The sequence below is a fragment of the Arthrobacter sp. RAF14 genome (assembly GCF_052114185.1).
Classification (GTDB): Bacteria; Actinomycetota; Actinomycetes; order Actinomycetales; family Micrococcaceae; genus Arthrobacter_E.
This window is the reverse complement of the sequence record NZ_JBFREG010000001.1, coordinates 1,249,415-1,275,446: the sequence shown is the minus strand read 5'-3', so window position 1 is coordinate 1,275,446 and position 26,032 is coordinate 1,249,415. Positions and strand designations below refer to the sequence as shown.

Annotated in this window: 24 protein-coding genes; 7 read left to right on the top strand and 17 right to left on the bottom strand. The window is 69.0% G+C overall.

What is annotated here, in order from left to right; translation table 11 throughout:
• From AB4Y75_RS06015 to AB4Y75_RS06005, 3 genes are read right to left on the bottom strand one after another with little or no spacing between them, the layout of a single operon-like run.
• A complete protein-coding gene (locus tag AB4Y75_RS06015; RefSeq protein ID WP_441434939.1) occupies positions 1-1,167 on the bottom strand; it encodes a Gfo/Idh/MocA family protein in 1,167 nt (388 codons plus the stop codon).
• On the bottom strand, positions 1,164-2,279 hold the full coding sequence (locus tag AB4Y75_RS06010) for a Gfo/Idh/MocA family protein (RefSeq protein ID WP_441434938.1): 1,116 nt from the start codon (positions 2,277-2,279) through the stop codon (positions 1,164-1,166). The genes AB4Y75_RS06015 and AB4Y75_RS06010 overlap by 4 nt, the downstream gene beginning before the upstream one ends.
• Positions 2,276-3,079, bottom strand: coding sequence for a sugar phosphate isomerase/epimerase family protein (locus AB4Y75_RS06005; protein WP_441434937.1), 804 nt, complete (start codon positions 3,077-3,079; stop codon positions 2,276-2,278). Before AB4Y75_RS06005 ends, AB4Y75_RS06010 begins: the two co-directional genes overlap by 4 nt.
• A gap of 167 nt (positions 3,080-3,246) precedes the next feature.
• Here AB4Y75_RS06005 and AB4Y75_RS06000 point away from each other — a divergent pair, with 167 nt between their 5' ends.
• From AB4Y75_RS06000 to AB4Y75_RS05990, 3 genes are all read left to right on the top strand, one after another.
• Positions 3,247-4,452 carry an ROK family protein gene (locus AB4Y75_RS06000; RefSeq protein ID WP_441434936.1) on the top strand — a complete coding sequence of 402 codons (1,206 nt, stop codon included), beginning with the start codon at positions 3,247-3,249 and terminating at the stop codon, positions 4,450-4,452.
• Between the two features lie 206 nt (positions 4,453-4,658).
• Positions 4,659-5,768: a Gfo/Idh/MocA family protein gene (locus AB4Y75_RS05995; protein ID WP_441434935.1), complete on the top strand. Its 1,110-nt coding sequence runs from the start codon at positions 4,659-4,661 to the stop codon at positions 5,766-5,768.
• A complete protein-coding gene (locus AB4Y75_RS05990; protein WP_441434934.1) occupies positions 5,768-6,526 on the top strand; it encodes a ThuA domain-containing protein in 759 nt (252 codons plus the stop codon). The genes AB4Y75_RS05995 and AB4Y75_RS05990 overlap by 1 nt, the downstream gene beginning before the upstream one ends.
• A gap of 150 nt (positions 6,527-6,676) precedes the next feature.
• On the opposite strand, the gene AB4Y75_RS05985 is transcribed toward AB4Y75_RS05990, so the two are convergent.
• The 4 genes from AB4Y75_RS05985 to AB4Y75_RS05970 all read right to left on the bottom strand — a co-directional run bounded on the left by AB4Y75_RS05985 (position 6,677) and on the right by AB4Y75_RS05970 (position 11,781).
• Complete coding sequence (locus AB4Y75_RS05985; protein ID WP_441434933.1) at positions 6,677-8,068, bottom strand: GntP family permease; 1,392 nt, start codon at positions 8,066-8,068, stop codon at positions 6,677-6,679.
• A 106-nt stretch (positions 8,069-8,174) separates the two neighbouring features.
• Positions 8,175-8,807 carry a bifunctional 4-hydroxy-2-oxoglutarate aldolase/2-dehydro-3-deoxy-phosphogluconate aldolase gene (locus AB4Y75_RS05980; RefSeq protein WP_441434932.1) on the bottom strand — a complete coding sequence of 211 codons (633 nt, stop codon included), beginning with the start codon at positions 8,805-8,807 and terminating at the stop codon, positions 8,175-8,177.
• Positions 8,804-10,462: an N-acyl-D-amino-acid deacylase family protein gene (locus AB4Y75_RS05975; RefSeq protein ID WP_441434931.1), complete on the bottom strand. Its 1,659-nt coding sequence runs from the start codon at positions 10,460-10,462 to the stop codon at positions 8,804-8,806. Before AB4Y75_RS05975 ends, AB4Y75_RS05980 begins: the two co-directional genes overlap by 4 nt.
• Positions 10,463-10,470: 8 nt before the next feature.
• Positions 10,471-11,781, bottom strand: a complete 1,311-nt coding sequence (locus AB4Y75_RS05970; RefSeq protein WP_441434930.1) for an alanine racemase — start codon at positions 11,779-11,781, stop codon at positions 10,471-10,473.
• Positions 11,782-11,967: 186 nt separating this feature from the next.
• On the opposite strand from AB4Y75_RS05970, the gene AB4Y75_RS05965 reads away from it, so the two are divergent.
• From AB4Y75_RS05965 to AB4Y75_RS05955, 3 genes are read left to right on the top strand one after another with little or no spacing between them, the layout of a single operon-like run.
• Positions 11,968-12,963 carry a sugar kinase gene (locus AB4Y75_RS05965; protein WP_441434929.1) on the top strand — a complete coding sequence of 332 codons (996 nt, stop codon included), beginning with the start codon at positions 11,968-11,970 and terminating at the stop codon, positions 12,961-12,963.
• Complete coding sequence (locus tag AB4Y75_RS05960; RefSeq protein WP_441434928.1) at positions 12,960-13,706, top strand: IclR family transcriptional regulator; 747 nt, start codon at positions 12,960-12,962, stop codon at positions 13,704-13,706. The genes AB4Y75_RS05965 and AB4Y75_RS05960 overlap by 4 nt, the downstream gene beginning before the upstream one ends.
• A 53-nt stretch (positions 13,707-13,759) precedes the next feature.
• Complete coding sequence (locus AB4Y75_RS05955; RefSeq protein WP_441434927.1) at positions 13,760-14,164, top strand: RidA family protein; 405 nt, start codon at positions 13,760-13,762, stop codon at positions 14,162-14,164.
• Positions 14,165-14,252: 88 nt separating this feature from the next.
• Here the strand turns inward: AB4Y75_RS05955 and AB4Y75_RS05950 are convergent, their stop codons facing one another.
• Entirely contained in the window at positions 14,253-14,735 is a 483-nt protein-coding gene (locus AB4Y75_RS05950; protein ID WP_441434926.1) for an Lrp/AsnC family transcriptional regulator, read from the bottom strand.
• 117 nt (positions 14,736-14,852) lie between these two features.
• Here AB4Y75_RS05950 and AB4Y75_RS05945 point away from each other — a divergent pair, with 117 nt between their 5' ends.
• Positions 14,853-15,566, top strand: coding sequence for a YitT family protein (locus tag AB4Y75_RS05945; protein ID WP_441434925.1), 714 nt, complete (start codon positions 14,853-14,855; stop codon positions 15,564-15,566).
• Between the two features lie 34 nt (positions 15,567-15,600).
• Here the strand turns inward: AB4Y75_RS05945 and AB4Y75_RS05940 are convergent, their stop codons facing one another.
• From AB4Y75_RS05940 to AB4Y75_RS05900, 9 genes are all read right to left on the bottom strand, one after another.
• Entirely contained in the window at positions 15,601-16,602 is a 1,002-nt protein-coding gene (locus AB4Y75_RS05940) for a HoxN/HupN/NixA family nickel/cobalt transporter (protein ID WP_441434924.1), read from the bottom strand.
• Between the two features lie 17 nt (positions 16,603-16,619).
• Positions 16,620-17,462, bottom strand: coding sequence for an urease accessory protein UreD (locus AB4Y75_RS05935; RefSeq protein ID WP_441434923.1), 843 nt, complete (start codon positions 17,460-17,462; stop codon positions 16,620-16,622).
• A gap of 74 nt (positions 17,463-17,536) precedes the next feature.
• Positions 17,537-18,151, bottom strand: coding sequence for an urease accessory protein UreG (gene ureG, locus AB4Y75_RS05930; RefSeq protein ID WP_441434922.1), 615 nt, complete (start codon positions 18,149-18,151; stop codon positions 17,537-17,539).
• Positions 18,152-18,162: 11 nt separating this feature from the next.
• The gene (locus AB4Y75_RS05925) at positions 18,163-18,879 is read right to left on the bottom strand and encodes an urease accessory protein UreF (protein ID WP_441434921.1); all 717 of its coding nucleotides are present in this window, start codon (positions 18,877-18,879) and stop codon (positions 18,163-18,165) included.
• Complete coding sequence (gene ureE / locus AB4Y75_RS05920) at positions 18,879-19,352, bottom strand: urease accessory protein UreE (RefSeq protein ID WP_441434920.1); 474 nt, start codon at positions 19,350-19,352, stop codon at positions 18,879-18,881. Before ureE ends, AB4Y75_RS05925 begins: the two co-directional genes overlap by 1 nt.
• A 103-nt stretch (positions 19,353-19,455) precedes the next feature.
• On the bottom strand, positions 19,456-21,576 hold the full coding sequence (gene ureC / locus AB4Y75_RS05915; RefSeq protein WP_441435270.1) for an urease subunit alpha: 2,121 nt from the start codon (positions 21,574-21,576) through the stop codon (positions 19,456-19,458).
• An 83-nt stretch (positions 21,577-21,659) separates the two neighbouring features.
• Positions 21,660-21,962 (bottom strand): urease subunit gamma, encoded by a 303-nt coding sequence (locus tag AB4Y75_RS05910; protein WP_208188992.1) that lies wholly within the window; start codon positions 21,960-21,962, stop codon positions 21,660-21,662.
• Positions 21,963-22,209: 247 nt separating this feature from the next.
• Positions 22,210-23,931 carry a purine-cytosine permease family protein gene (locus AB4Y75_RS05905; RefSeq protein WP_441434919.1) on the bottom strand — a complete coding sequence of 574 codons (1,722 nt, stop codon included), beginning with the start codon at positions 23,929-23,931 and terminating at the stop codon, positions 22,210-22,212.
• Between the two features lie 274 nt (positions 23,932-24,205).
• A complete protein-coding gene (locus tag AB4Y75_RS05900) occupies positions 24,206-25,954 on the bottom strand; it encodes a DUF222 domain-containing protein (RefSeq protein ID WP_441434918.1) in 1,749 nt (582 codons plus the stop codon).
• Positions 25,955-26,032: the final 78 nt, after the last annotated feature.

The window sequence follows — 26,032 nt, the reverse complement described above, 5'->3', positions numbered from 1 at the left end:
TCAGGCCTCCTGGGCGGTTCGGGATGCGGGATCAAGATCGACGACGGCGCCGCGCGCCTCGGCGGACCGGGCGGCGGCGTCCAGGACGGACTGGACCTGCAGGCCCTCGGCGAACGACGGCGACGGTTCGCCACCGTCCCGGATGGCGAGCAGGAAGTCCCGCACCTGGTGGGTGAAGGTGTGCTCCCAGCCGATCACGTGGCCCTGCGGCCACCAGGCGCCCACGTAGGGGTGCTCCGGTTCGGTCACGAGGATGGTGCGGAAGCCCTGCTCCTCCACGGGATCCGCGCCGTCGAGGAACTGCAGTTCGTTGGGGCGTTCCAGGTCGAAGGCCAGCGCGCCCGCGCTGCCGTAGACCTCGATCCGCAGCGCGTTCTTCCGGCCGAACGCCATCCGGGACGCCTCCACGGAGGCGACCGCGCCGCCGTCGAGCGCGAGGGTCAGCCAGGCCGCGTCGTCCACGGTGACGTCCTCCACGCCGTCGGGTCCGGGACGCCGGGGCACGAACGTCTCCAGCCGGGCCGAGACACCGGTCACCGGATGGCCGGTCAGGAACTGGACCTGATCGATCGCGTGGCTGGCGATGTCGCCGAGCGCCCCGCTGCCGGCCGTCTCGCGGCGCAGCCTCCAGGACATGGGCGCCTGATCGTCCGCCAGCCAGTCCTGAAGGTACGACGCCCGCACCTGCCGGATATCCCCCAGCCTTCCGCCGCCGATCAGCTCTCGTGCATACGCGAGAGCCGGGACGCGGCGGTAGTTGAAACCGATCATGGACTTCACGCCGCGCTCCGCGGCACGCGCCGCCGCCTCCACCATGGCCTGCGACTCCTCCAGGGTGTTGGAGAGCGGCTTCTCGACCAGGACGTGCTTGCCGGCCTCCAGCGCGGCGATGGCGATCTCCGCATGGGTCCAGCCCGGTGTGCAGATGTCCACGACGTCGATGTCCGGCCGGGCGATCACCTCGCGCCAGTCGGTGGCCGACTCCTGCCAGCCGAACCGTTCTGCGGCCTCCGCCACCTGGGCGCCGTCCCGGCCCACCAGGACCTTGCGTTCGAACGCGGGAACGTCGAAGAACGAAGCCACGTTCCGCCACGCCTGCGAATGCGCCTTGCCCATGAAGGCGTAGCCGATGGCCGCGACGCCGAGCGGCCGGGAATCCGCGCTCATACGGTCCCCACCAGGGTGGCTGCCAGCGGGTCCCAGTCCTCGGGCAGCGGCGCGGAAGGCTCCGCGGAGCTCTCGACCGCCAGGAACTCGCCGCGCTCCACGGAATCGGAGATGGCGATCATGGTGTCCAGGACGTGGAAGGCCAGCTCACCCGTGGCCCGGTGCGGAACTCCGGCCCGGAGCGAACGCGCCAGGTCCAGCACGCCCATGCCGCGTCCGTGGGACGCGCCGCTCGCCGGGATCACGGTCCAGTCGTCCTCGCCGGGACGGATCAGCTTCAGCTCGCCGTCGAAGTTGTTGGGGTCCGGGATCAGCAGGGTCGCCTCGCTGCCGGTCACCTCCACGTAGCCCGTGCGGACATGCGGGGACTGGAAGCTGAAGACACTTTGCGAGGAGGCGCCGCCGTCGAACTCGATCTGTGCGCTGACATGGGTGGGGACCTCGACGTCGAAGGTCTCGCCGGCCAGCGGACCCGTAGCGACCGTCCGGCGGCTCAGTGCCGCCGATCCCATGGCCGCCACGCGCCGGGCGCTGCCGAAGGCCTGAACCAGGGCCGTCACGTAATACGGCCCCATGTCGAAGAGGGGGCCGGCTCCGCGCTGGAAGAGGAAGGCGGGATTGGGGTGCCAGAGATCGGGACCGGGATACTGCATGACGGTCTGCGCCGTCAGCGGAGTGCCGATGTCCCCGCGTTCGATGAGCCGCCGCGCGGTCTGGAGCCCCGCGCCCAGGAAGGTGTCCGGTGCACAGCCGACCCGCACGCCCGCGGCGGCCGCCGCCTCCAGCACTTCGCGTCCGCTGTCCCGGTCCAGGGCGAGCGGCTTCTCGCTCCACACATGCTTGCCCGCGCCGATGGCCTGCAGGGCCACCTCGGCATGGACCGCGGGGATCGTCAGATTGACGATGATCTCCACGTCCGGGTGGTTCAGGGCCAGGTCCGGCGTGCCGTGCTCCGTGATCCCGTACTCCTCGGCCCTCGCCCTGGCGGCGTCCGGGAAGAGATCCGTGATGGCGACCACCCGCACGTCGGGGAAGGTGGTGAGGTTGTCCAGGTACTGCTTGCTGATGTTCCCGGCGCCGATGAGTGCGACGCCGACCGGGCCGCCGCTCATGCGCCGGCTCCGGCGTGGTCCGCGTTCTCCGGACGCCCGGCGCCGAGATAGGCCAGCGAAGCGGCGAGGCCTTCGAAGATGTCCCCCGCGTAGTCGTCGAACTCCACGACACCCACTTCCAGGCCGCTCGCAGCGTCGATCACGTCCCAGATGTCCACGTCGCCCTGTCCCGCGGGGAGCTGCGTGGCGGTGATCCCGGCCATCTGCTCGGGGTCGAATCCGTCACCAGGGAGGACGGTGATGGGGCCGTCCTTCAGGTGGACGGCGATCACGCGCTCGCCGATCCTCCGGAGGAATGCGGCGGGGTCCTGGCCACCCGCGGCCACCCAGTACGCGTCCACTTCCAGGACCACCTCGGGATCGAGCAGGCCCGCGAAGAATTCAAGGGCCGTGGCGCCCTCCAGCGTGGAGCCGATCTCCCAGTAGTGGTTGTGATAGCCCACGCGGATCCCGTATTCCGCGCCCTTCTTCGCCGCAGCGTTCAGACGCTCGGCGATGTCCCGCACGCTCCCGGCGTCCTGCCACTGGGCGGGTTCGATGAACGGGTCGATGACCGTGCCGATGCCGAGTTCACGGGCCGCGGTGAAGATCTGGTCCTGGTCCGCAGACAGCAGAGGTGCATGGCCGGTGGGCGCCGTGAGGCCGTTCTCCCGCAGCGCCGGTCCGAGCTGTGATGCCAGCGCGGCGAAATCGTAGGGTTCCACCTGGGTGAACCCCAGCTCGGCGAGCCGCCGGAGGGTCCCCGGAAGATCCTGGCTGAGCGCTTCGCGGACGCTGTAGAGCTGCACGGAGTAGGACATGAGTGGGGTACCCCTTCTGACTGCTGATGGACATCCTGTGACGTGGGTCATCCTCGGCCCAGGCTACGCCCCACGCTAGGGGTCACTTATGACGGAAGTCAAGCAAAAGTATTCTTCTGTCCAGAAAAAGAGACCCCGACGGCTCCGTCCTGTGCTAAGTCTTATGCATGACCAGTAGCTCCCCCGCCGCACCCGGCACCGTGGACCCCACCGCCCCGAGCGGTCCCGGCCAGCTCTTCCAGCTGCTCCGGGACGGCAAGGCCCGGACGCGCGCGGAGATCATGGAGCTCACGGGACTGGCCCGCACCACCGTGGTGTCCCGCCTGGACGCGCTGCTGGGAGCCGGACTGATCGAGGCGGCGGGCGAGGCCGCCTCCTCGGGCGGCAGGCCGCCGTCGCGCTTCGCGTTCCGCGCCTCACGCCGGATCGTCCTGGCCGCGGACATCGGCGGCGCGCACGCCACACTCGCCATCGCCGATCTGGGCGGCACGATCCTGGCGCGCTGCTCCCAGCCCCGGGACATCGCGGACGGGCCGGAGTCGGTCCTGGCGTGGATCGCCGCCACGGGGCGGGAGCTCATCCAGGATCTCGGCCGGGACGAGGAGGAACTCGCCGGGATCGGCATCGGCCTCCCCGGCCCGGTGGAGCACGAAACCGGCCGGCCCGTGAATCCGCCGATCATGCCCGGCTGGGACGGATTCGACGTGCCCGCCCGCCTGGCGCAGGAGTGGCAGGTTCCGGTGCTCGTGGACAACGACGTGAACATCACGGCCCTCGGCGAACAGCACACGCACTGGAGCAGCCACCGGGAGTTCCTCTTCGTCAAGCTGGCCACGGGCGTGGGGTCCGGCATCATCGCCGGGGGCCGGCTCCAGCGCGGCGCCGACGGCACCAGCGGGGACATCGGCCACGTCCGAGTGCCCGACGGCGAGGACGTCCCCTGCCGCTGCGGCAACACGGGCTGCCTCGAGGCGGTGGCCTCCGGGCCTGCCCTGGCGGGAAAGCTGCGCGCCCAGGGCCTGGAGGCCGAGCGCGGCTCGGACGTGGTCGCCCTGGCCGCACGCGGCGAGGTGGCCGCGATCCACGCGCTCCGCCAGGCAGGCCGAGACCTGGGCGAAGTCCTCGCATTCTGCGTCAACGTCCTGAACCCGTCCGTGATCGTGGTGGGTGGCACGCTGGCGCAGGCGGGCGACCCCCTGATGGCCGGCGCGCGGGAAGCCGTGTACCGCCGCTCCCAGCCGCTCGCCACCCGGCACCTGCGGATCGAACCGTCACGCGCCGGAGCCGACGCGGGCATCCTCGGCGCCAGCCGCCTGGTGATCGAGCACCTCCTGTCCCCGGAATCCATCGAGGCCGCGATCGCCCGGAGCTGAGCCTCCGGACGGACGCCACGCGCCGCCCTTCCGGCTGTGGGTCTCCAACGCGGGATTTCCGGTGACACCGTCGCGAAACCCCTTGACGCGTCGGGCGGCACATGAAAATCTGCTCATGGCTTCTTGCGCGCTACTTATGACTTTTATTGTGCAAAAGTCCCTCACATTCCGTGAGCTTTCCCTCACCTCCCCGAAAGGAACCACCTGTGACTCAGGAACCCATCCGGCCCGACGCCGAGCAGCAGCTGAGGGTCGGCGTCGTCGGCATCGGCTGGGCCGGCCAGCAGCACCTGGAGGCGTACTCCCGGATCCCCGGCGTCCGCGTGGTGGCCCTCGCCGCCATGGAGGCCGAGCCGCTGGCGAAGCTCAAGGAGGAGTACGACGTCCCCGCGACGTACGCCCGCTGGGAGGACATGCTGGACGCGGGCGGCCTCGACGCCATCAGCGTCGCCGTGCCCACCTTCCTGCATGCGCCCATCACCGTGGCCGCCCTGGACCGCGGGATCCACGTCCTGAGCGAGAAGCCTCTCGCCAAGGACGCCAAGGAGGGCCAGGCCATGGTGGACGCGGCCCGTCGCGCCGGGCGCGTCCTGGACGTGGCTTTCAACCACCGCCGCCGCGGCGACATCGGGGCACTCAAGACCGTGATCGACTCCGGTGAGATCGGCCGTCCGTACTACGCCAAGGCGGCCTGGCTCCGCCGCAAGGGCATCCCCACCCTGGGCAGCTGGTTCACCAACCCGGCTCTGGCCGGCGGAGGACCGCTGGTGGACATCGGCGTGCACGTGCTGGACTACTCGCTGCACCTGCTCGGCGAGCCGAAGGTGCTCTCCGTCAGCGCCACCACGCATTCCGAGCTGGGACACCGCGGCCTGGGCGGCAGCGGCACCTACCAGGCGACCTCCACCGAACACCGCTTTGAAGTGGAGGACTTCTCCTCGGCGTTCCTGCGCCTGGAGGGCGGCGGCGCGCTGCTGATCGAAGCCGGCTGGGCGAGCTACCGCAACCCCGACGACGAGATCAACTTCCTGGTCTACGGCACCGACGGCGGCGCTGAGCTAAGGGTCTCCGGCGAGCCGATGCCGGAAGCAGGGCATCTGACCGTCTACAAGGACACCGGTGAGGAGAGCGCCGATTACGAACCCGCAATCGGCCCCAACGGCATGCACCAGCAGGTGGTGGAGGACTTCGTGTCCGCGGTCCGCTCCGGCCCCGAGGTCTGGGGACTGCACGACGGCTCCGTGGCCCTGGGCCGCGCCCGCATCATCGACGCCGCCTATCTTTCCGCCCGCGAGAACCGGGAGGTTCAGCTCTGATGACCCGTGCACTGCGCATCCTGGTGTGGAACGAAGGCGTCCACGAATCGCTCAATGAACCCGCCCACATCGGCGAGATCTACCCCGACGGCATGCACGGGGCCATCGCCGACGGCCTGCGGGAACTCCTCCCCGGAGCGGAGATCTCCACGGCCACCCTGGCGTCCACCCCGGAGCACGGGCTGACGGAGGAGGTCCTCGCTTCCACCGATGTGCTCCTGTGGTGGGGCCACATGGCCCACGGCGAGGTGGACGACGCCGTCGTGGAGCGGGTGCACCGCCACGTGCTGGGCGGCATGGGCCTGCTGGTCCTGCACTCCGGTCACTTCTCCAAGATCTTCATCAAGCTCCTGGGCACCAGCTGCTCGCTGGCCTGGCGCAACGACGGCGAACGGGAACTGGTGTGGAACGTGAAACCGTCCCATCCCATCTCCGAGGGCGTGGCCAATCCGATCATCATCCCGGAGCAGGAGATGTACGGCGAGCTGTTCGACATCCCCGATCCCGACGATCTGGTGTTCATCAGTTCCTTCGCCGGAGGCGAGGTGTTCCGCTCCGGCGTCACCTTCACCCGGGGCAAGGGCCGGATCTTCTACTTCAGCCCGGGCGACCAGGAGTACCCGGTGTACCACCACGCCGAGGTCCGCAAGGTCCTGGCCAACGGCGTGAAGTGGGCGGCGCAGCCGGGCCTGGAGCGCCGGGAACCCGGGGTCTCCAATCTCCAGGCCGGCTGGTACGAGCCGGCTCCGGTGGTCTGATTCCGGCCCACCTGATTCCGGCGACCTGACTCAGGCCGGCTGATCCCGCCGGCCCGGGCAGGGCAGCACGAAGGGCCGGTCACCAGCAGGTGACCGGCCCTTCCGCCGCCGTCGTCGGACGGATCCTTCGAGGAGGCTCCCGTCAGAGACTCAGACGAACGCCCAGAGCAGGCTCGCCATGCCGAAGCCGACCACCGAGAGCACGGTCTCCAGCACGGTCCAGGTCTTCAGCGTGTCCTTGACGGACATGTTGAAGTACTTGGAGATGATCCAGAAGCCGCCGTCGTTGACGTGGCTCGCGATGATGGAGCCGGACGAGATGGCCATGACCAGGAGGGCGAGCTGCGGCTGCGAGTACTGTCCGGAGGTCAGCGCCGGGGCGAGGATGCCGCCCGTGGTCACGATCGCCACGGTCGCGGAGCCCTGGGCGATGCGCATGCCACAGGCGATCACGTAGGCGGACACGATGAGCGGCAGACCCGCCTCGGACAGCGAGGTGGCGACGGCCTTGCCCACGCCGGTGGCGGCGAGCACGGCGCCGAAGAACGCGCCCGAACCGACGACCAGCAGGATCATGCCCACGGGGCGCAGCGAGGAGGAGCTGAGTTCGGAGAGGTCCTTGGACGTCATCCCGTTGCGGATGCCCAGGAGCCACATGGCCAGCAGCACGGCGACCGTGAGCGCGATGGCCGGGTTGCCGAAGAAGATCAGCACGTCGCGGAAGCCGCCCGCGGGGAGGAACACGTTGCCGAAGGTGGCGCCCAGGATCAGGATCATGGGCAGGCCGATGGTCAGGGCGACGATGCCGATGTGCGGCTCACGCCCCTTGGCCTCCTCGGCCTCCGGGACGATCCGGTCCTCCGGCACGGTGACCATGACGCGCTTGCCGATCCAGGTGCCCCACAGCATGCCGCCCACGAACCAGGCGGGGATGCCACAGGCGAGGCCCATGATGATGATCCAGCCGAGTTCCACGTGGAAGAGGCCCGCGGCCGCCACCGGGCCCGGATGGGGCGGCAGGAACGCGTGCGTCACGGACAGACCGGCCAGAAGGGGCAGGGCGTAAAGCGCCAGGGACTTGCCGCCGCGGACGGCGGCCACATAGACCAGCGGCGCCAGCACGAAGATGCCGATGTCGAAGAACACGGGGATGCCGAGCACGAAGCCCGTGATGCCCATGGCGAGCGGGGTGCCCTTCTCGCCGAACACCTTCACCAGGCGTCCGAGCAGCACCTCCGCGCCGCCGGAGCGTTCCAGGATGGCGCCCAGGACGGTGCCCAGGCCGATGATCAGGGTGATGTGACCGAGGATTCCCGCGAAGCCCTTTTCAATGAGGGCGTCACTGCTCTTGATGGGCGAACCCACCAATTGCTCGACGGTCACGCCGCCCACCAGGGCGACGAGCACACCGGTGCCCACGAGGGCGATGAAGGGTTCCACCTTCACCTTGATGATGAGGAAGAGCAGGAGGGCGATGCCCACACCTGCCAGCAGGAGCAGTCCTCCTGTGTCGTGACGCAGCCACGACAGGAATCCATCCATGTTCTCTCCTTTGAGCTTTCTCGCCTCGGGGGGCCGGGGCGCGGATGATCTATTGGGGGGTCGGGTGATCCGGATATCCGGGTCAGGTGGTCAGACGGTCAGATGGTCAGAGGGCTCGGACGAAGTCCCGGGCGCGGGCGGTGATGTCGTCCCAGTTCCCGGCGTCGACGGCGGCCGGCGGAACCACGGAGGTCCCGCAGCAGACGGCCAGCGCGCCGGCGTCGAGGTAGCCGCGGGCGTTTCCGGCATCCACCCCGCCGGAGGGCAGGAGCTTGATCCCCGGGAACGGGCCCTGCAGATCCTTGAGGTACTGCGGGCCGAGCTGACGGGCCGGGAAGATCTTCACGATCGAGGAGCCGAGGTCCAGAGCGGCGGCCACCTCGGTGGGCGTCATGGCGCCCAGGCTGATGGGCACCCCGGCTTCACGGGCCACGGCGGCCACCTCGGGGCGCAGACCCGGCGTGACCAGGAACTGCGCACCGGCGTCGATGGCCTGGCGCGCCTGGTCGGCGGTCATCACGGTGCCCACGCCGACGACGGCGCCATGGTCACCGGCCGTCTCGGCCGCGCGGCGGAGGTGCCGGGTGACGTCCGGGGTGGTGAAGGTGAGTTCCAGGGTGCGGATGCCACCCTGGGCCAGTGCCCCGGCGAGGCGCGCGGCGTCCGGAATGGTCTTGGCGCGGACGACGGCGAGGGTGCGGTCCTCCGCAAGAATCCGTTCGAGCTCCGAGTTGTTCATCGCTGTGCTGCTGTTCCTTCCGGGGTTCGGCGGAGTGCGCGTCCCGCGCGGGCCCCGGTGGGCCGGCCGCCGGCGATGGCCGCCGTGCCGTTGACGAAGACGTAGTGGATGCCCTCGGCGGCCTGACGCGGCTGCTCGAAGGTGGCGGTGTCCCGGACGGTCTCCGGGTCGAAGAGGACCAGGTCCGCGGCGTAGCCCTCGCGGACCAGGCCCCGGCGGTTCAGCTTCAGCCGGGCCGCGGGCCGCCCGCTCAAGTGGTGGACCGTCTCCTCCAGGCTGAGCAGTCCGAGTTCCCGGCAGTAGTGGCCGAGGTACCGCGGGAAGGTGCCCCAGGCGCGCGGGTGCGGCTTGCCGCCCACCAGGAGCCCGTCGCTGCCACCCGTGTGCGTGCGGTGCACCATGATGGCGCGGACGTTCTCCTCGTGCCCCACGTGCTGGAGGATGCCGGTGCCGCAGCGGTCGTCCAGCAGGATCCCTGCGAAGACGTCGAAGGGTTCGCGGCCCTCCTCGGTGGCGATCGCCTCGATGGTCCGGCCGACGTAGCCGGCCAGGTCCTGGTTCTGCACCCCGCTGATCTCCAGGGTGTCCCATTCGGCCACCACACCGTGGCAGCCGTCTGAACCGTTGACTTCGACGTCCTCCCGGATCCGCGCCCGGGTCACCGGATCACGCAGGCGGTCCAGGGTGGCGTCCGTGCCACCGGCGGACGCCCAGCTCGGGAGGATCGCGGACAGCGTGGTGGCTCCGGGGAGGTACGGGTAGGTGTCCAGGGTGATGTCCACCCCGTCTTCCAGCGCCTGGTCGATCAGTGCCAGCAGTTCACCGGCGCGGCCCTTGTTCTCCGCGAAGTTCATGGTGGCGTGGGACAGGTGCAGCGCGCATCCGGTGTCACGGCTGAGGCCGATCATCTCGGCATACGCGCCGAGGGCGCCCTTGCCGTAGGACCGGTGGTGCGGGGCGTAGAAGCCGCCCAGCTCCCCCACCGTGCGGCACAGGGCACCGAGTTCCTCGGTGGTGGCATACATGCCGGGCGTGTAGGTCAGACCGGAGGACATCCCGACGGCGCCCTCCTCCATCGCGGTCTTCACGACCTGCCGCATGCGGTCCAGGTCGTCCGGGGATGCGACACCGTCGTCGAACCCCATGACGAGTGCCCGGACGGTGCCCTGGGGCACCAGGTAGGCGGCATTGGTCGCGATGCGCCCGCCGTCGGCGTCCGGCCGGTCCAGACGGTCCAGGTATTCACGCACTGAACGCCAGTCCCAGGCGAAGTCGTCCGGGTTGTCGTTCCAGCCCGCGATCTTCTGACGCACCCCGGCGAGGGTGGGATCGTCCACCGGGGCGTAGGAGAGCCCGTCCTGGCCGAGGAGTTCGGTGGTGACACCCTGGCTGAGTTTCGCGTAGTGGTCCGGGGTGACCAGGAGCTGAAGGTCCGAGTGGGCGTGCATGTCGATGAACCCGGGACTGAGAACCAGCCCCGAGCCGTCAATGACCTCGCAGGTGGACTCCACGTGCTCCCGGAGTTCCCCGGGCCCGGCGATCCGTGCGATCTCCTCGCCGCGCACCAGGACGTCCGCGGGACGGCGGGGCTCACCTGTGCCGTCCACCAGGGTGACGCCGGTGAAGAGGATGCCTGTGCTGTGTGCCGATGACATGGCCGCTCCTAGAAGAAGGTCCGCACCGCGCCCACCACGGTGGGTGAGGAGGTGTCGCGAGTGGAGTCCAGCACCGGGATGAGGGTCCATTTGTCCAGTGCCGTGCAGGGGTGCGAGAGGCCCAGACGGATCACCTGACCGGGCCTGATGTCCAGGTCCTCGGGGAAACGGAGGAAGGCGTGCTGATCGTTGACGGCCGTGATCTCGGCGCCCGCCAGGGGAACCCCTTCCTCGCCGAGCCCCGCGCTCAGCACCTGAGGCACGGGCAGGCCCTCGTCGAAGGGCAGATCCCGCTTGCCGCCCTCCAGGATGGCCAGGCCCGGCTCCGGTTGCGACACGACGCGGACCCAGCCGTGCATGGCGGAGCGGAACGACTGCGGGCCGTCCGGATCCTGGCGGGAGAAGGGCGAGATGCCGCGGTAGAAACCGTCGTCGTGAACGATGTACGCGCCGCTGCGGATCACGACGTCCACGTGGGGCGCGCCATCACCGCCACTGGTGCGGACCGGGCCGAGCACGTCCACCACGTCGTCGAAGTAGGCGCTGCCGCCGGCGGTGGCGATCAGTTCGTCCGCGTCGTAGAGCCCCTCGGCGAGCAGCGCCTCGTGGAGCGCGACGACGTCGGCGAGGTAGCCGCGCACGGCGGCCAGGCCGGCGTCGTCCGCGGTGTGGGCCAGTGCGCCTTCGTAGCCGCCCACGCCCACCAGTCTCAGCTGAGGGGAATCGTGGACCGCACGGGCGATGGCCAGCGCCTCCTGGTGGGTGCGGGCGCCCGTCCGGCCACCGTGGCCGCCGCGCTCCACGATGACGTCCAGCGTGCCGTGGCCCGTCAGTTCCCGGTCCAGGAGCGCGACGGTGTCCACGGAGTCGACCCAGGAGACGATCCGGGATCCGTCCGCGGCCTGGTCCGCGGCCCAGCGGATGGCCTGGGGGTCGGTCAGGCTGTTGGCCAGCATGAGCCGGGTGAAGCCGAAGTGGCGCGCCACCCGGAGCTGAGCGGCGTTGGCGAGGGTGATGCCCCAGGCGCCGAGGTCCATCTGCCGTGCCCACAGCTCCGGCGACATGGTGGTCTTCCCGTGCGGCGCAAGCAGGATGCCGCGCTCCTCGCACCACGCGGCCAGCAGCCGTGCGTTGAAGTCGAGGGCATCGCGGTCCAGGGTGAGGAGCGGTGTCTGGAGCTGGTTCAGGCCCAGTCCGCGGCCGGAGAATTCCGAGATGTCCAGACCCTGCAGGGCCGCCGGCACGGCCTTGTGCCGGAAGTCGAGGATCTCCTCCCCCAGGCTCTGGACCCGGGCCGGGTCGTACATGGTCTGACTCACTCTTCCACCTCGTCCTCGTGGTCGGTATCCTGGCGCTCACCTGCCGTGAGAAACCCGGACGATCAAGCGTTGCGTATTTTGCAATCCGCATTGCAAAACTTCTGGATTCATGTTTAGCATTGCTCTGGTGCCGCGTCAACGGATGCGGCCGGAATCGTGTCTGCAGACCGTCGCAAAGGAGCCGAGATGCCACGAGCCATCTGCCTGGGAGAGACCATGGCCATGCTGACCCCGGGCGGCAACGGGAGCCTGGAGACCACGAACACCCTGCACCTCGGAGTGGGTGGCGCCGAGTCGAATGTGGCGCTCGGCCTGGCCGCCATGGGCCTGGAGACGGCCTGGATCAGCCGCGTCGGCGACGACGGCTTCGGACGGCGCATCCTGCGCGAACTCGAACGGCATCACGTCCGGACCGACGGCGTCCAGCTCGACCCCGACCGCCGCACCGGGCTCTACGTCAAGGTCCCCGGAGACGCCGGCGAGGGATCGGCCATGCTCTACTACCGCAGCGGTTCCGCGGCCTCGGCCATGGATCCCGCGCTGCTGGAGGCCCCGGCCGTCGCAGCCCTGCTCGCCGACGCGGATCTGATCCACCTCAGTGGCATCACGGCCGCCCTGAGCGACTCCTGCCAGGACCTTCTCCTGGCCCTGCTGTCCCGGCCGCGGGAGAGACAGCTGATCAGTTTCGACGTCAACTGGCGCCCGGCGCTGTGGGAAGGCCGGGACTCCTCCGCACTCCTCCGGCTGGCCGATCTGGCGGACATCGTCCTGATGGGCAACGACGAGGCCCTCCTCGCCTTCGGCACCCAGGACGAACAGGAACTGCGCGCCCTGCTCCCCGATCCCGCCGTGCTGGTGCTCAAGAACGAGGCCATCAGCGCCATCGCCCTGGGGCGCGACGGCGAGCGCTGGGAGGTGCCCGCCCTCCGCGTCGAGGTGGTGGAGCCGGTGGGAGCCGGAGACTCCTTCGCCGCCGGCTATCTGAGCGGCGTGGTGTCCGGACTGGAGCAGCCCCTCAGCCTGCGCCGCGGCCATGTGGCCGCCGCGTGCACGCTCACGGTCCACGGCGACCGCGGGCCTCTCCCCGCCGATGAGGACCTGGACCGCATCCTCCGCTGCCCCGACAGCGAATGGGCGGCCGCCTCGGTGACGCAGGGCCGTTTCCTGGTGGCACAGTCATGAGTCAGAGTCTCCTGAGGGCCCTGGATCTCCTGTCGGCGCTGGCGGCGGGACCCGCAACCCTGGACGAACTGGCCTCCACGGCGGAGGTTCACAAGACCACGGTGATGCGTCTGCTGCACAGCCTGGAGGACCGGAAGTTCGTGGTCCGGGACGCCCAGCAGAAGTACCGGCTCGGGTCGCGGCTGTTCGAGCTGTCCAGCCTGGCGCTCGAACAGCGGGACATCCGCAGCTCGGCGCATCCATACCTGGCACGCCTCAACGAGGCCACAGGTCACACCGTGCACCTGGCCGCCCCGGAGGGCCGGGACATCGTCTACATCGACAAGCTCGAGTCCCGTCACCCGGTGCGCATGTACTCCCGGATCGGCCTGACGGCGGCGCTCCACGCCGCAGCGGTCTCCAAAGTGATCTTCGCGGATCTGCCACTGGAACAGCGGAAGAAGCTGGCCGACAGCCTGGAGTACCGCCGGTACACCGAGAACACCATCACCGATCCGGCGTCGTTCCTGCGGGAACTGGACCGGGTGGCGGGACAGGGCTGGGCACTCGACGCCGAGGAGTTCGAGGAGTTCGTGCACTGCGTCGCCGCGCCCATCCGGGATGCGAGCGGCCGGGTGGTGGCCGCGGTCTCCTGTTCCGTGCCGACCGTCATGCTCGACCGGGACGGTCTCCTCGGTCTGCTCCCCGCACTCCAGGAATGCACCGGAGCCGTGTCTGCGGAACTCGGCTACACCGGTCCCTGACGAAATTCACCTCGACCCTCACTTATTGATCCCCACCGAAAGGAACCATCAGCATGAGCCCCAAGGAAATCGTCTTCACGGAGAACGCCCCGGCGCCGGCCCACACCTTCTCCCAGGGTGTGAAGAAGGGCGGCCTGTTCCAGGTCTCCGGCCAGGGCCCCATGGACCCCGCCACCAACCAGTACATCGGCGACGGCGACGTCCGCGTCCAGACCCGCCGCACCCTGGAGAACGTCAAGGCCATCCTGGAAGCGGGCGGCTCCTCCGTGGAGGACGTGGTGATGTTCCGCGTCTACCTGACCACCCGCGACGACTTCTCCGCCATGAACGACGTCTACGGCGAGTTCATCCAGGAGAACGTCCCGAGTGGTCAGCTTCCCAGCCGCACCACGGTGTTCGTGGACCTGCCGCATGAGGTCATGCTCGTGGAGATCGACGCCCTCGCCGTCACGGCCTGAGCCGTTCGGACGATCTGAGCCATGCGAAGGGCCGGAGCGGGGTGTCCCGCTCCGGCCCTTCGCTGTTTCCTGAACCGCGGGACCCTGCTCAGCCGTCCGACGCGCGGCGCTCCAGCAAGGCCCGGGTGCGGTACGGCATGGTCTCCTCCAGTGAGACGGCGGTGCTGGACCTGACCACCCCGGACACGCCGACCAGGGACTGCGTGACACGGTTCAGGTCCGAAGTGTCCCGCGCCACCACTTTGACCAGGAAGTCCGCGTCACCGGTGGTCTTGTGGATCTCCACCACCTCCGGGATCTCCTGGACGCTGCGCACGGCTTCCGCGCTGTCCGCCTGGGCGATCTCCAGGGAGACGAACGCCACCAGCCCATACCCCAAGGCGGACGGCGGCACCCTCTGCGTGAACCCGAGCAGCAGCTCCTGCCGGTTCATCCGCTGGAGCCGGGCATGCACGGTGTTCCGCGAGACGCCCACCAGCTGCGCGAGTCGCAGGACCGAAGCCCCGGGCTCCTCGTCCAGCGCGAGAAGGATGCGGGCATCCAGGGCATCCAGCCCGCGAGGGTCATTCACCGGAGCTTCACCAATCCTCTTGTCAGAAATACCTGGTTTTCGGGATTCATCTTGGCATTCATCCCAGTGGAAGCGAAGGAGCTTGCGCGGATGTCCCAGAATTCCGACCATTTTGTCATGAGCATCATGCAGGCCCGTCGTCCTCAGGACGCCTCCACCGCACGTCCGGAATCCCCCGCAGTCCCGTCCGCGGTTCAGCCGGCGGCCCCGTCGGCCGCCCCGTCGGCCGCGCCCGGGCCCTCCCGGCATGGCGTGGCCGAGGATCTGCTCGGGCTCGTGACGGGAACCTTCATCGCTTCGCTCGGCCTGTACCTCCTGCACAGCAGCGGCACGGTGACCGGCGGGACGGCGGGGCTCTCCCTGCTCCTCAGCTACGCGGCCGGCGCCCCCTTCGGAGTGGTCTTCCTCCTGGTCAACGCACCGTTCTTCGCCCTCGCCGCTTGGAAGAAGGGCTGGAACTTCACCCTCCGCACCATCGTGTGTGCCCTCGCGGTCTCCGCACTCACCTCCCTGCACCCGCTGGCACTCGGGCAGATCCACCTCGACCCGGTCTACGGCGCCCTCGCCGGAAACCTGCTGTCCGGCGTCGGCCTGCTCATCCTGTTCCGCCACAAGGCGAGCCTGGGCGGATTCAACATCCTGGCGCTGCTCATCCAGGAGCGGGTGGGATGGCGCGCCGGCTACGTGCTCATGGTGGCGGACCTGCTGGTGATCCTGGACGCCCTGACGGTGGTCCCCTGGCCACTCGTGCTGCTCTCGGCCGCGGGCGCCGTCGTCCTGAACATCATCCTGGCCTTCAACCACCGGCCCGGGCGCTACACCGGGATCTGAACCCCTCCGCCGTCGTGCGCCCGCTGCGTTCGGCTCAGGCTTTGCGGCGGCCCAGTGCGGGACTCAAGCGACGGCCGAGCGCCGACACCGCCCAGACCAGCAGGAACGACGCCACCAGCAGCAGACCGGCGTCGCCCAGGTCGATCGACGCCAGGAACCCAGTGACCGGGTCCGCCAACCCCAGCAGCTCACGGAACAGAGCGCCGAGGGTGATCGCGGCGACGAACAGCGCGGACACGGCCGACATCCCGGTCACCACCAGATTGAAGCGGAGCCGCTGCAACGGCTGGGCGAGGGCGTTCCGGTAGAGCGTCATCATCGCGGCGCCATTGGCCGTGTCGAAAAGGGTCATGGCGGCGGAGAAGGCAAACGGCATGGCCAGCAGCGCGACGGCGGGCACACCGGCCAGGACCGCCGAGGCGGACGTCACCAGCAGTCCGACCGTGGTGGCCGTGTCGAAGCCGAGCCCGAACAGGAACCCCACCGCGTAGAGGTGCCGCGGTGCGCGCACCGCCCGCAGCGGGGCCGCCACCAGGCGCGCCGCCAGGCCCCGGGGCTCCAGGTCCTGGGCGCTGACCGGCCGCCCCTCCCGGACGAGCCGGGCCGTCCTGGCCGTTCCGAGGAAGGCGCCCGAGTTGACCAGCCCGAGTGCCAGCAGGAAGAACCCGGACACCGCCGCTCCGATGCAGGACAGGACCACGTTCGCCGTGCTGCCTTCGGCGAAGAGCTGCTGCGTCGATCCCACTCCCAGCACCACGAGCGCGCAGGCGAGCACCACCACGGTGCAGTGGCCCAGGCTGAACGCGAGACCCACGCCCGTGTGATAACTCCCCTGCGCGGCGAACCGACGGCTCGAATTGTCGATCGCGGCGATGTGGTCCCAGTCGTAGGAGTGCTTCACCCCGGCCAGGTACGCCACCGCACACAGTCCCAGGGCGGCTCCCGCCTGGGCGCCGCCCGCGGCCAGGAGGAACGCCCCCGCCAGAAGGTGCAGGGCCAGGACCACGGCCGCGGCCCGAAAGGTCTTGTGTCGCATCTCAGTACTTCCTCAGGTCAATACTTCCGGAGCTCCAGCGGGTCCTGTCCGTGCCAGTGCCGTCGCATCCATCCCAGGGCACGGTGCAGCACCGCTTCCGCGGACTGGGTGCTGCCGGCCAGGGCACGCAACACGAAACCCGGCACGGCGAGGCGCGTGATCCCGAGAAGCGTTCCGGAAGACGCCGGTTGGGCGATGACGCCGAGCTCGTCGCGCAGCCGGCGCACGGCGTCGTCGTCCGCCCGGGGGTCGACCACCAGCAGCGTGGCCAGATGTGAGTGCCCACCGAGCATGAGGCGCGCCGTGCCGCCATGCTCCGGGCGCAGCAGCAGATTGTCCGACACCGCCAGCCGTCCCCCGACGTGGACGCGCGTGCGCAGGGACACCTCGTCGAAGCGAAACGGCGTGCCGTCCGGCGCCCAGCCGTGCGTCACGGTCTCCGCGAGGGCGAGCGACGCCGTCGGGTGCATCCACACCTCGGTGTCCTGGTGGTAGCTGGCGGCCTGGTACGCGATGAGGCCGTCCGGGACCGATTCGAGTCGCGCCCCGGCCCCCAGACGGAACTCCTGACGCAAGCCCGCGGGCCCCTGCGGTGTGCGGTACACCTTCGTGGCCGATTGCGTGGTCAGCAGCAGCGAACTGTCCTCACCCAGCTCGGCGCCGAGCAGATAACGGTCCCCTCCCAGGTAACCGCCGCCCGGATTGATCGCCGTGACCATCACCTGCCGGGCGCGATCATCCGATTGCGGCCCGCCCGGATCGAGCGGCCGCAGCATCCGCAGGGCGCCGGCGTGGTACTGCTCCGCCACCACGGACCGGCCCTGCCTCGCCTCCAGGCGGAGGCGCAGTTCGCCCGTCAAGGGAACCTCCCTCAGCGAAGCGGCCCCCTTGGCCGGTGGCTTCCCGCCCGGCCCCGCCGGTGCCGTGATCACTGTCATGAGAGATCCGTCATCAGCACGTCCCGGCGGATCCAGTTCAGCACGTAGTCCAGGCCGTCGTCGGTCTTGAGATTGGTGAAACAGAAGGGGCGTTCGCCGCGGAAGGACTTCGAATCACTCTCCATGACCGCCAGATCGGCGCCCACGTGCGGGGCGAGGTCCGTCTTGTTGATCACCAGAAGATCGGATTTGATCATGCCCTGACCGGCTTTGCGCGGGATCTTCTCGCCCTGGGCCACGTCGATGACGTAGACGGAGAAGTCCACCAGCTCCGGGCTGAACGTCGCCGAGAGGTTGTCTCCACCCGACTCGACGAAGATCAGTTCGAGCCCGGGGTGGCGCTCCTTGAGGTCCTCGATGGCCGCGGTGTTCATGGACGTGTCCTCGCGGATGGCGGTGTGCGGACAGCCACCGGTCTCCACGCCGACGATCCGGTCCTCCGGGAGCACGCCGTTGCGCGCCAGGATCTTCGCATCCTCGATCGTGTAGATGTCGTTGGTGATGGCGGCCATGGAGAATTCGTCGATGAGCGCACGGGTCACCCGCTCCACCAACTGGGTCTTCCCGGCGCCCACGGGGCCGCCGATGCCGATGATCACGGGATCGTTCATGGTCATGCTCCTCAACTGGCGAACATGCGGGCACGCTGGTGTTCGTGCCGCATCTGATGGATTTCAAGGGCTGGGGCCGCGGCTCCGAAGTGCCTCTCGTCCGCGGTCCGGGACAGCTCGACGGCGGCCGGCACCCGGGCGCGCAGCCCTGCCAGGACGCGCTGCCCGGAGAGCTGGCCCAGGGGGATGGCCCGCACGGCGTTGTACGCGAGCGACGTGAGAGCGGCCGAGAGGTGGGCTTCCACGACCGCGTCCTCTGCGAAGCCGAGCCCGGCGGCCGCCAGGGCGAAGGACAGGACGAAGTGCCCCTGACAGTGCCCCTCGGCCACGGCGTCGGCATACGCGGCGACAGGCGGTGAGGGGAAGGACTCCGCCGCGATCTCCAGGAGCCGCCGGCCCATCCGCAGGCTCGCCTCGCGCAGCTGGCGCGGGATGAGCAGTGCGCCGAGTTCGGCGTCGAGTTCGTGGAGCCGGTCCCGCGACGCTCCGGCGGAATCGTCCCCGAGGCCCGCGGCCAGCCGGCACGCCCGGCGCACCGCGATGGCGTCGGTGAACGTGAGCTGCGTGCTGAGATAGCCTTCCAGCCAGGCGAGCAGCGTGGCCTCGTCCAGCACCTCCCCACTGTCCAGGTACGACTCCAGGCCGAAGGAGTGGCTGAACGCACCGGTCGGCAGGGCCGAGTCGGTGAGCTGCAGAAGAGCCGCGAGACTGGGGGCCGGCGCGTTCATCAGTGCGTGTGCTCCGCGTGCCGGAAAGGCACGGCCATGACGCGTTCCTGACGGCTGTACGGCACCTCGTGGTGGTCCAGGAAGTCGGCCACCGTGTGGTCATACTGGCACACCATGACGTCGGCGCCATGGTCCGAATCGGCTCCGAAGAACTGCGCCTGCAGATGCCGGTTGCCCAGCGAGTGGGCCGTGAACAGCGCCTCACCGATGGTCCGCGGAGCGATCACCAGCACGTCGCTGGCCTCCACCGCCACGACGACGGCGTTGCCCTCCTCCGCGAACAGCACGTCGCCGTCGCGCAGATCGGGAGAGCCGGTGGGCAGCCGGATGCCCAGCTCCCGGCCGTGATCACTGGTCACGCGCTGGATCCGCTTGGCCAGATCGGCCACGGGAAGGATGACTTTCTCCCGGTGGCCGGACGGGAAGGGGTTCTCCTGGTCATGGATGTTCCCCAGGATGCTGGTCACGATCATCGTTGTCCTCCATTCTGCGCTCCATTCTGCGGGCCACGCCCCGCGTGCGGTGCGTGGCGTGGCGGCCCGGATCGCCTCGTTGAAACCGGTTCCGGACCGACGGTCAGAACAGGAAGTACCGCTGGCCCAGAGGCACGGTGTCCACCGGATCGCAGGTCACGGCCTCACCGTCCACTCTGACTTCGTAGGTCTGCGGGTCCACCTCGAGCCGCGGCGTCTCCCCGTTGAACGGCAGGTCCTGTTTCCGCAGGGTGCGGATGCCGTGCACCGGGCGGATGACCTTCTTCAGTCCCAGGGTCTCCGGCACGCCGGCGTCGATCGCAGCCTGGGAGAGGAAGGTGATCGAGGAGGCCTGCACGCTGCCACCGTAGGCGCCGAAGGCCATCCGCAGGGTCTGCGGCTGCGGCGTGGGGATGGAGGCGTTCGGGTCACCCATGACGGAGTTGGCGATCGTGCCGCCCTTGAGGACCAGGTCCGGCTTGACCCCGAAGAACGCCGGATCCCACAGGACCAGATCGGCGAATTTGCCCACTTCCACGCTGCCCACCGAATCGGCGATGCCCTGGGCGATGGCGGGGTTGATGGTGTACTTGGCGACGTACCGCTTGATGCGGAAATTGTCGGCGCCGGTCCCGGTGCCAGTGCCGTCGCCCGCCGGCGTCGTGCTGCCGTCCGGGTTGAGATGTCCTCGCTGGGCTTTCATCTTGTCGGCCAGCTGCCAGGTGCGGGTGACCACTTCGCCCACGCGGCCCATGGCCTGGGAGTCGCTCGACATGATGGAGAAGACGCCCAGATCGTGCAGCACGTCCTCCGCCGCGATGGTCTCGGGGCGGATCCGGGAGTCGGCGAACGCCACGTCTTCGGGGATGGCCGGGCTCAGGTGGTGGCACACCATGAGCATGTCCAGGTGTTCCTCCGCCGTGTTGCGGGTGAAGGGGATGGTGGGATTGGTGGACGCCGGCAGAACGTTCGGCTGGGCCGCGATCGCGATGATGTCCGGGGCGTGTCCGCCTCCCGCGCCCTCGGTGTGGAAGGTGTGGATCACCCGGTCCCCGATCGCGGCGACGGTGTCCTCGACGAAGCCGCACTCGTTCAGGGTGTCCGTGTGGATGGCCACCTGCACGTCGAACTCGTCCGCGACCCGCAGCGCCATGTCGATAGAGGAGTGCGTCGCGCCCCAGTCCTCATGGATCTTCAGACCGATGGCCCCGGCGCGGATCTGCTCGGCGAGCGGCTCCGTGGTGCTGGCGTGGCCCTTGCCGAGGAGCCCGATGTTCATGGGCAGACCCTCCGCCGCTTGCAGCATGCGGGCGATATGCCAGGCTCCGGGCGTGACGGTGGTGGCCTTGGTGCCTTCCGCGGGGCCGGTGCCGCCGCCGATCATCGTGGTCACGCCCGAAGCCAGCGCGGTGGGGATCTGCTCCGGGGAGATGAAATGGATGTGGGTGTCGATGCCACCGGCGGTGAGGATCTTCCGCTCCCCCGCGATGATCTCGGTGGAGGCGCCGACCACGATGTCCACGCCATCCTGGATGAGCGGATTGCCGGCTTTGCCGATCGCCTGGATGTGACCGTCGCGCAGCGCGACGTCGGCCTTGTAGATGCCGCTGTGGTCCACGATCAGCGCATTGGTGATCACGGTGTCCGGGACGTCGCCGCCGTCGCGGGTCACCTGCCCGTTCTGGCCCATGCCGTCGCGGAGCACCTTGCCGCCGCCGAAGACCACCTCCTCGCCGTACACCGTCAGGTCACGTTCCACCTCGGCGAACAGCCCGGTGTCCCCGAGCCGGACGCGGTCACCGGTGGTGGGACCGTAGAGCTGGGCGTACTGGGTGCGCGGGATCGTGAGGTTGGGCAGGCTGCCTTCTGCTCCCTCGCCCGACGACGACGGCGCGTCCTCGTTCCCGTCGCTGTTCCCGTCGCCGCTGGGGCCGCCGTCGAGCGGCCCTTCCGTCAGGCCGCGGAGGCCGTAGACCTCGCGGGCTCCCGCCAGTGGGACGAGCCGGACCGTCTTGGTGTCGCCGGGCTCGAAGCGCACCGCGGTCCCGGCCGGGATGTCGAGACGGCGGCCGTGCGCGGCCTGGCGGTCGAAGTCGAGGCCGCGGTTGGTCTCGGCGAAGTGGAAATGCGAGCCGACCTGAACCGGCCTGTCACCCGTGTTGGTGACGTCGATCTCCGTCACGATCCGGCCCGCGTTGAGGGTGATGGAACCTGCGGCGACCAGGGTCTCGCCGGGAGTGAAGAATGCCGGGTGGTTGTCAGAGGCACTGTTTTCAGGGGCGCTGTTCTCAGGGGACATGGCTCGGCCTAACGGATCGGTTCGTGGACGGTGACCAGCTTGGTGCCGTCCGGGAAGGTGGCCTCGATCTGGACGTCGTGGATCATCTCGGGCACTCCGTCCATGACATCCTCGCGGCGGAGGATGGTGGCGCCCCAGGACATGAGATCGGCGACGGAGCGGCCGTCCCGCGCGCCTTCGATCAGCTCGTAGCTGAGGATGGCGATCGCCTCGGGATAGTTGAGTTTGAGCCCGCGCGCCTGTCTGCGCCGTGCCAGATCGGCGGCGACCACGATCATCAGCTTTTCCTGTTCACGTGGGGAAAGGCGCATCAGCGGGCTCCTTGCTGAGTGGGGCCGGATCGGAACACCGGACGCCCAGGGGTGGGATTCCGATCCTAGAAAGGGCGTGTTTCGGCCAGGTACGGCAATGTTTCCGGAATGTTTCCAGAAGCAACGAGTTTCCTGAAGACGCCCTGGGCGCCGCAGTCTCCGTGCTCGTGACCCGGCCGTCGCCACCACGCGACGCAGGGCACTGCCGGAACCCCTCCGGCAGTGCCCTGCATCCGATTTTCCTTTGTCAGCGTGGATCGGCCGGGAGGACGTGCGCGCCGCTGCGGTCCGTCGCCAGAGCCAGGGAGGAGACGTAGCGGATCTCGCCCTCGGGTCCGTCGACGGCGGAGCGGCTCATGTCCGGCCGTTCGAATTCCAGCCCCGTGACGTGGCACAGCAGCGTCTCACCCGACGGGTTGCCGTGCTCATCGAACATCGGGAGGTCCACGCCGTCGTCGGTCCGGCGCAGGTAGTACTTGCCCCGGGTCAGGATCGCCATGAGCGGTGTGGCGACGAAGGCGACCAGGACCGCGACCACCGGGGAGAAGGGCTGGATCGCCGGGCCGAATGCCCCGAAGAACACCGCGATGGACAGGCCCGCCGAGAGGAGCATCGACACGAAGCCCACCGGGTTCACCGCGTACAGCATGCCCCGTCGGAACTCCGGCACCTTCGGGGAGATTTTCAGGAGGTACTTGTTGATCCCGATGTCGGTGGCGACCGTGACCACCCACGCCATGGCGCAGTTCGCGTAGAAGCCGAGGATCGCGTTGAGGAAGGAGAACATGTCCGCCTCCATCAGGACCAGCGCGATGCCGACGTTCACGATCACGAACACGAGCCGGCCCGGGTACCGGCGGGTGAGCCGGGTGAAGGAGTTGGTCCAGGCCAGCGAGCCCGAGTAGGCGTTGGTGACATTGATCTTGATCTGCGAGATCACCACCAGCACGACGGCGAGCGTCATGGCCAGCCACGGTGGCATCATCTCCCGGTAGACACCCAGGAACTGGTGGACCGGCTCGTTGGCCGTTGCCGATGCCGCGGGGTCCAGGCGTGCGACGAGGTAGACGGCGATGAACAGGCCGACCGCCTGCTTGAGAGCGCCGAACACCACCCAGCCCGGACCGGCGAGGATGACAGCCCGCCACCAGGAGCGGCTGTTCTCGGGCGTCTTGGGCGGCATGAAGCGCAGGTAGTCGATCTGCTCGGCGATCTGCGCCATGAGGGAGAGGCAGACGCCGGCGGCGAGCATGGCGGATGCGAGGTCCACGCCGCCCTGGCCGGACGTTCCCTGATAGCTGAGGAAGGCGCCCAGTGAATCGGGATGCGCGGCCACCAGGTACACGAGCGGCACGACCATGAGCAGAAGCCACAAGGGAGTGGTCCAGACCTGGAGCTTCGCGAGGGCGTTCATGCCGAAGATGACGAGCGGGATGATCAGCACGGAGGAGATCAGGTAACCGAGCCAGCGCGGAATGCCGAGGCCCAGTTCGAGGCCCTGAGCCATGATCGAGCCTTCGAGGGCGAAGAAGATGAACGTGAACACCGCGAAGATGACGTTGGTCAGGATGGAGCCGTAGTAGCCGAAACCGGATCCGCGGGTGATGAGGTCGAGGTCGATGTTGTACCGGGCCGCGTAATAGGCAAGCGGGAAGCCGGTCACGAAGATGATGACCGCAGCGATCGCGATGCCGAGGAGCGCGTTGACCGTGCCATACGCCATGCCGATATTGGCGCCGATGGCGAAGTCGGCCAGGTAGGCGATGCCGCCCAGCGCACTGGTGGCGACGACGCCGACACCCCACTTCCGATACGAACGCGGTGCGAAACGGAGGGTGTAGTCCTCCAGGCTTTCGCGGGTGGCGGCCTGCGCTGCGGAGTCCTGGAGTGCGAGTCCCTGATCTTCCGGCCCCTTCGGCGTGGGCCGTCCTGGGTTGTCGCGGTGCGACGTGAGAGTGTCCTGGGTCAAGAGCTGCCTCCTGGTCGATGGCTTAGGTTCCTGACCTGCACGCTACGGAGCCGTCATGCCCCGGCCGTGACGTCGGCGTTTCGGCGAGGTATCGACGTGTGTCGCCACGGTAAATCCGCGTTTCCTGGAGGTTTCACGGGCATGGCGGATCGTGAGGCGTCGGCTGCGATGACTCGGCCGGCTCTCGATCCTCTGGTCCGCTGCTCCCCGGGTACCCCGATCCACTGCTCCCCTGATCTCCGGGTGCCCTGATCCGCGGGTACCCGCCAAAGATTCACGCGGCAGACCTCGACGGCGCGGGACGTTGCCCACAGTGATTCCGCCGTGGAGTCCGTCCCGGATCGAGATACTTCGGAGGAACGAACCACGGAACGCCGCGTCTCATGTGGATTTCCCAGTCTTCCCGGTGAATCACGTGATGGTGATGGCTGCACAGGAGCACTCCGTTGGCCACGCTCGTCGGACCGCCTCGGGACCAGTACTCGACATGGTGGGCTTCGCACCACGTCGCGGGCATGGTGCAGCCGGGAAACGCACAGCCCAAGTCCCTGGCCACCAGGGCTTTCCGCACCGCCGGAGGGAAGACCCTCGATGCCCTCCCGATGTCCAGAACCTCCCCTTCGCCGCCGAGCACCACCGGTATCAGCTCGGCATCACAGGCCAGACGCCGGATGGTCCGGGCGTTGACCGGCCCCGTGAACACGAACGAACCCGCCTCGGGGACGACCTCCCGTTGACGCCCCGTCCACGGCGGCCACCCCGGGTCGACCCCCGGGCCAGGACTCGCTTCGTCCTCCGTCGGCTCGAGAGGTTCCGTCGGTGGGAACCCGACGCTGTCCGGCCGTGATCCGGGCACGTCGCCAGGCCGGCCCTGCGGGTCGTCACCACGGCCTCCTGCTGTTGCCGCCACCGGGGACACTCCGGTGTCGTCAGCCTGACCTCGCACCTCGCCGCCTCGCCGTCGTGCAGCGCCGAGCTGTTCGAAGAGCCGATCATAGGGAATCGTCACCATCACCTGTGGACGGAGTCCTCCGTTCCGGGGCAAGCCGCCGCTCGCGAGGGCAACGCGACAGGCGCCGACCAGCCCCTCCAGGAGCTTCTGCGCCCGGGAACGGCGGTCTTCGAAAGCCGAGCCAGCCGTCCCACTCGCGCCGTCCTCATCGTCGACTGCCCCATCACACGCGTCCACCTGCGCGCCGCCGGCGCCACTGTCCAGCCGCGGATTCGTGCTCGCGTTCATGACCGTCACCAGGTGCTCGAACTGTTCCGTGGTCGCGAAGATCTCCAGGTGGTGCAGCCCTCTGACCGCTTTCCGGACGAACGCACCCTGGCGCCGCCCGAGTTCCTCCTCCGACGGCTCGTCACCGTCCTGGTGGAGCCCGTCCACCCAGCGACGGGACAAGATGCGGACCGCGTCCTGGTCGTACGACCGGGACGCCTCCACCAAGGAAGCCTCCATGGCAATCTGCGCCTCGGGCGCTGCCACGTGATGCACGGAGTCCAGGGCCAGGGCGATGACGGTCGCGGTCCGGGACGAGACTTCACCGCGGGCCACCAAATCGGCCAGCCGGGGCCTGACGGGCGGCAGCGGCTCGCCGTGCAGTGTCCTGCCCGGCACCACCATCCGGGCCAGAGCCAGACGGCGTCGGGCTTCCGAAATGCCGATCCTCAGCACACCACGAAGACACTCCGCCGGATTCCGGAACTCCGCACCCTTCGTCCGCCGCTCGATCCCGCGCCCGGACCTCCGGATGGCACCGTCCACTCCGGACTCGCCCCACTCATCCTCGACGGCTGCTGCGGCCCGGATCTGCAGTGATTCCACCACCCGGGACAGCTCCTCCACCCGCCGCGCGAAGGCCATCGTCCCCTCCCACGACCCCTCGGCCGATCCCGCGAAACGTCCGGCCGACGTCGAACCCGCCTCGCAGAGCGCCTGCGTGCAGTCTTCGACCACGGCCGAGAGCTCGCCCAGCGTCTCCGCGTCGGTTGAGGTGGGCGACTCCCCCACGATCGTTTCCATGACCCCACTCTTCCGGAGGGGTCTGACATTAATTCACTGCTGCATGACAAATTCGCTGAGTCATGACAGAAATTTCCG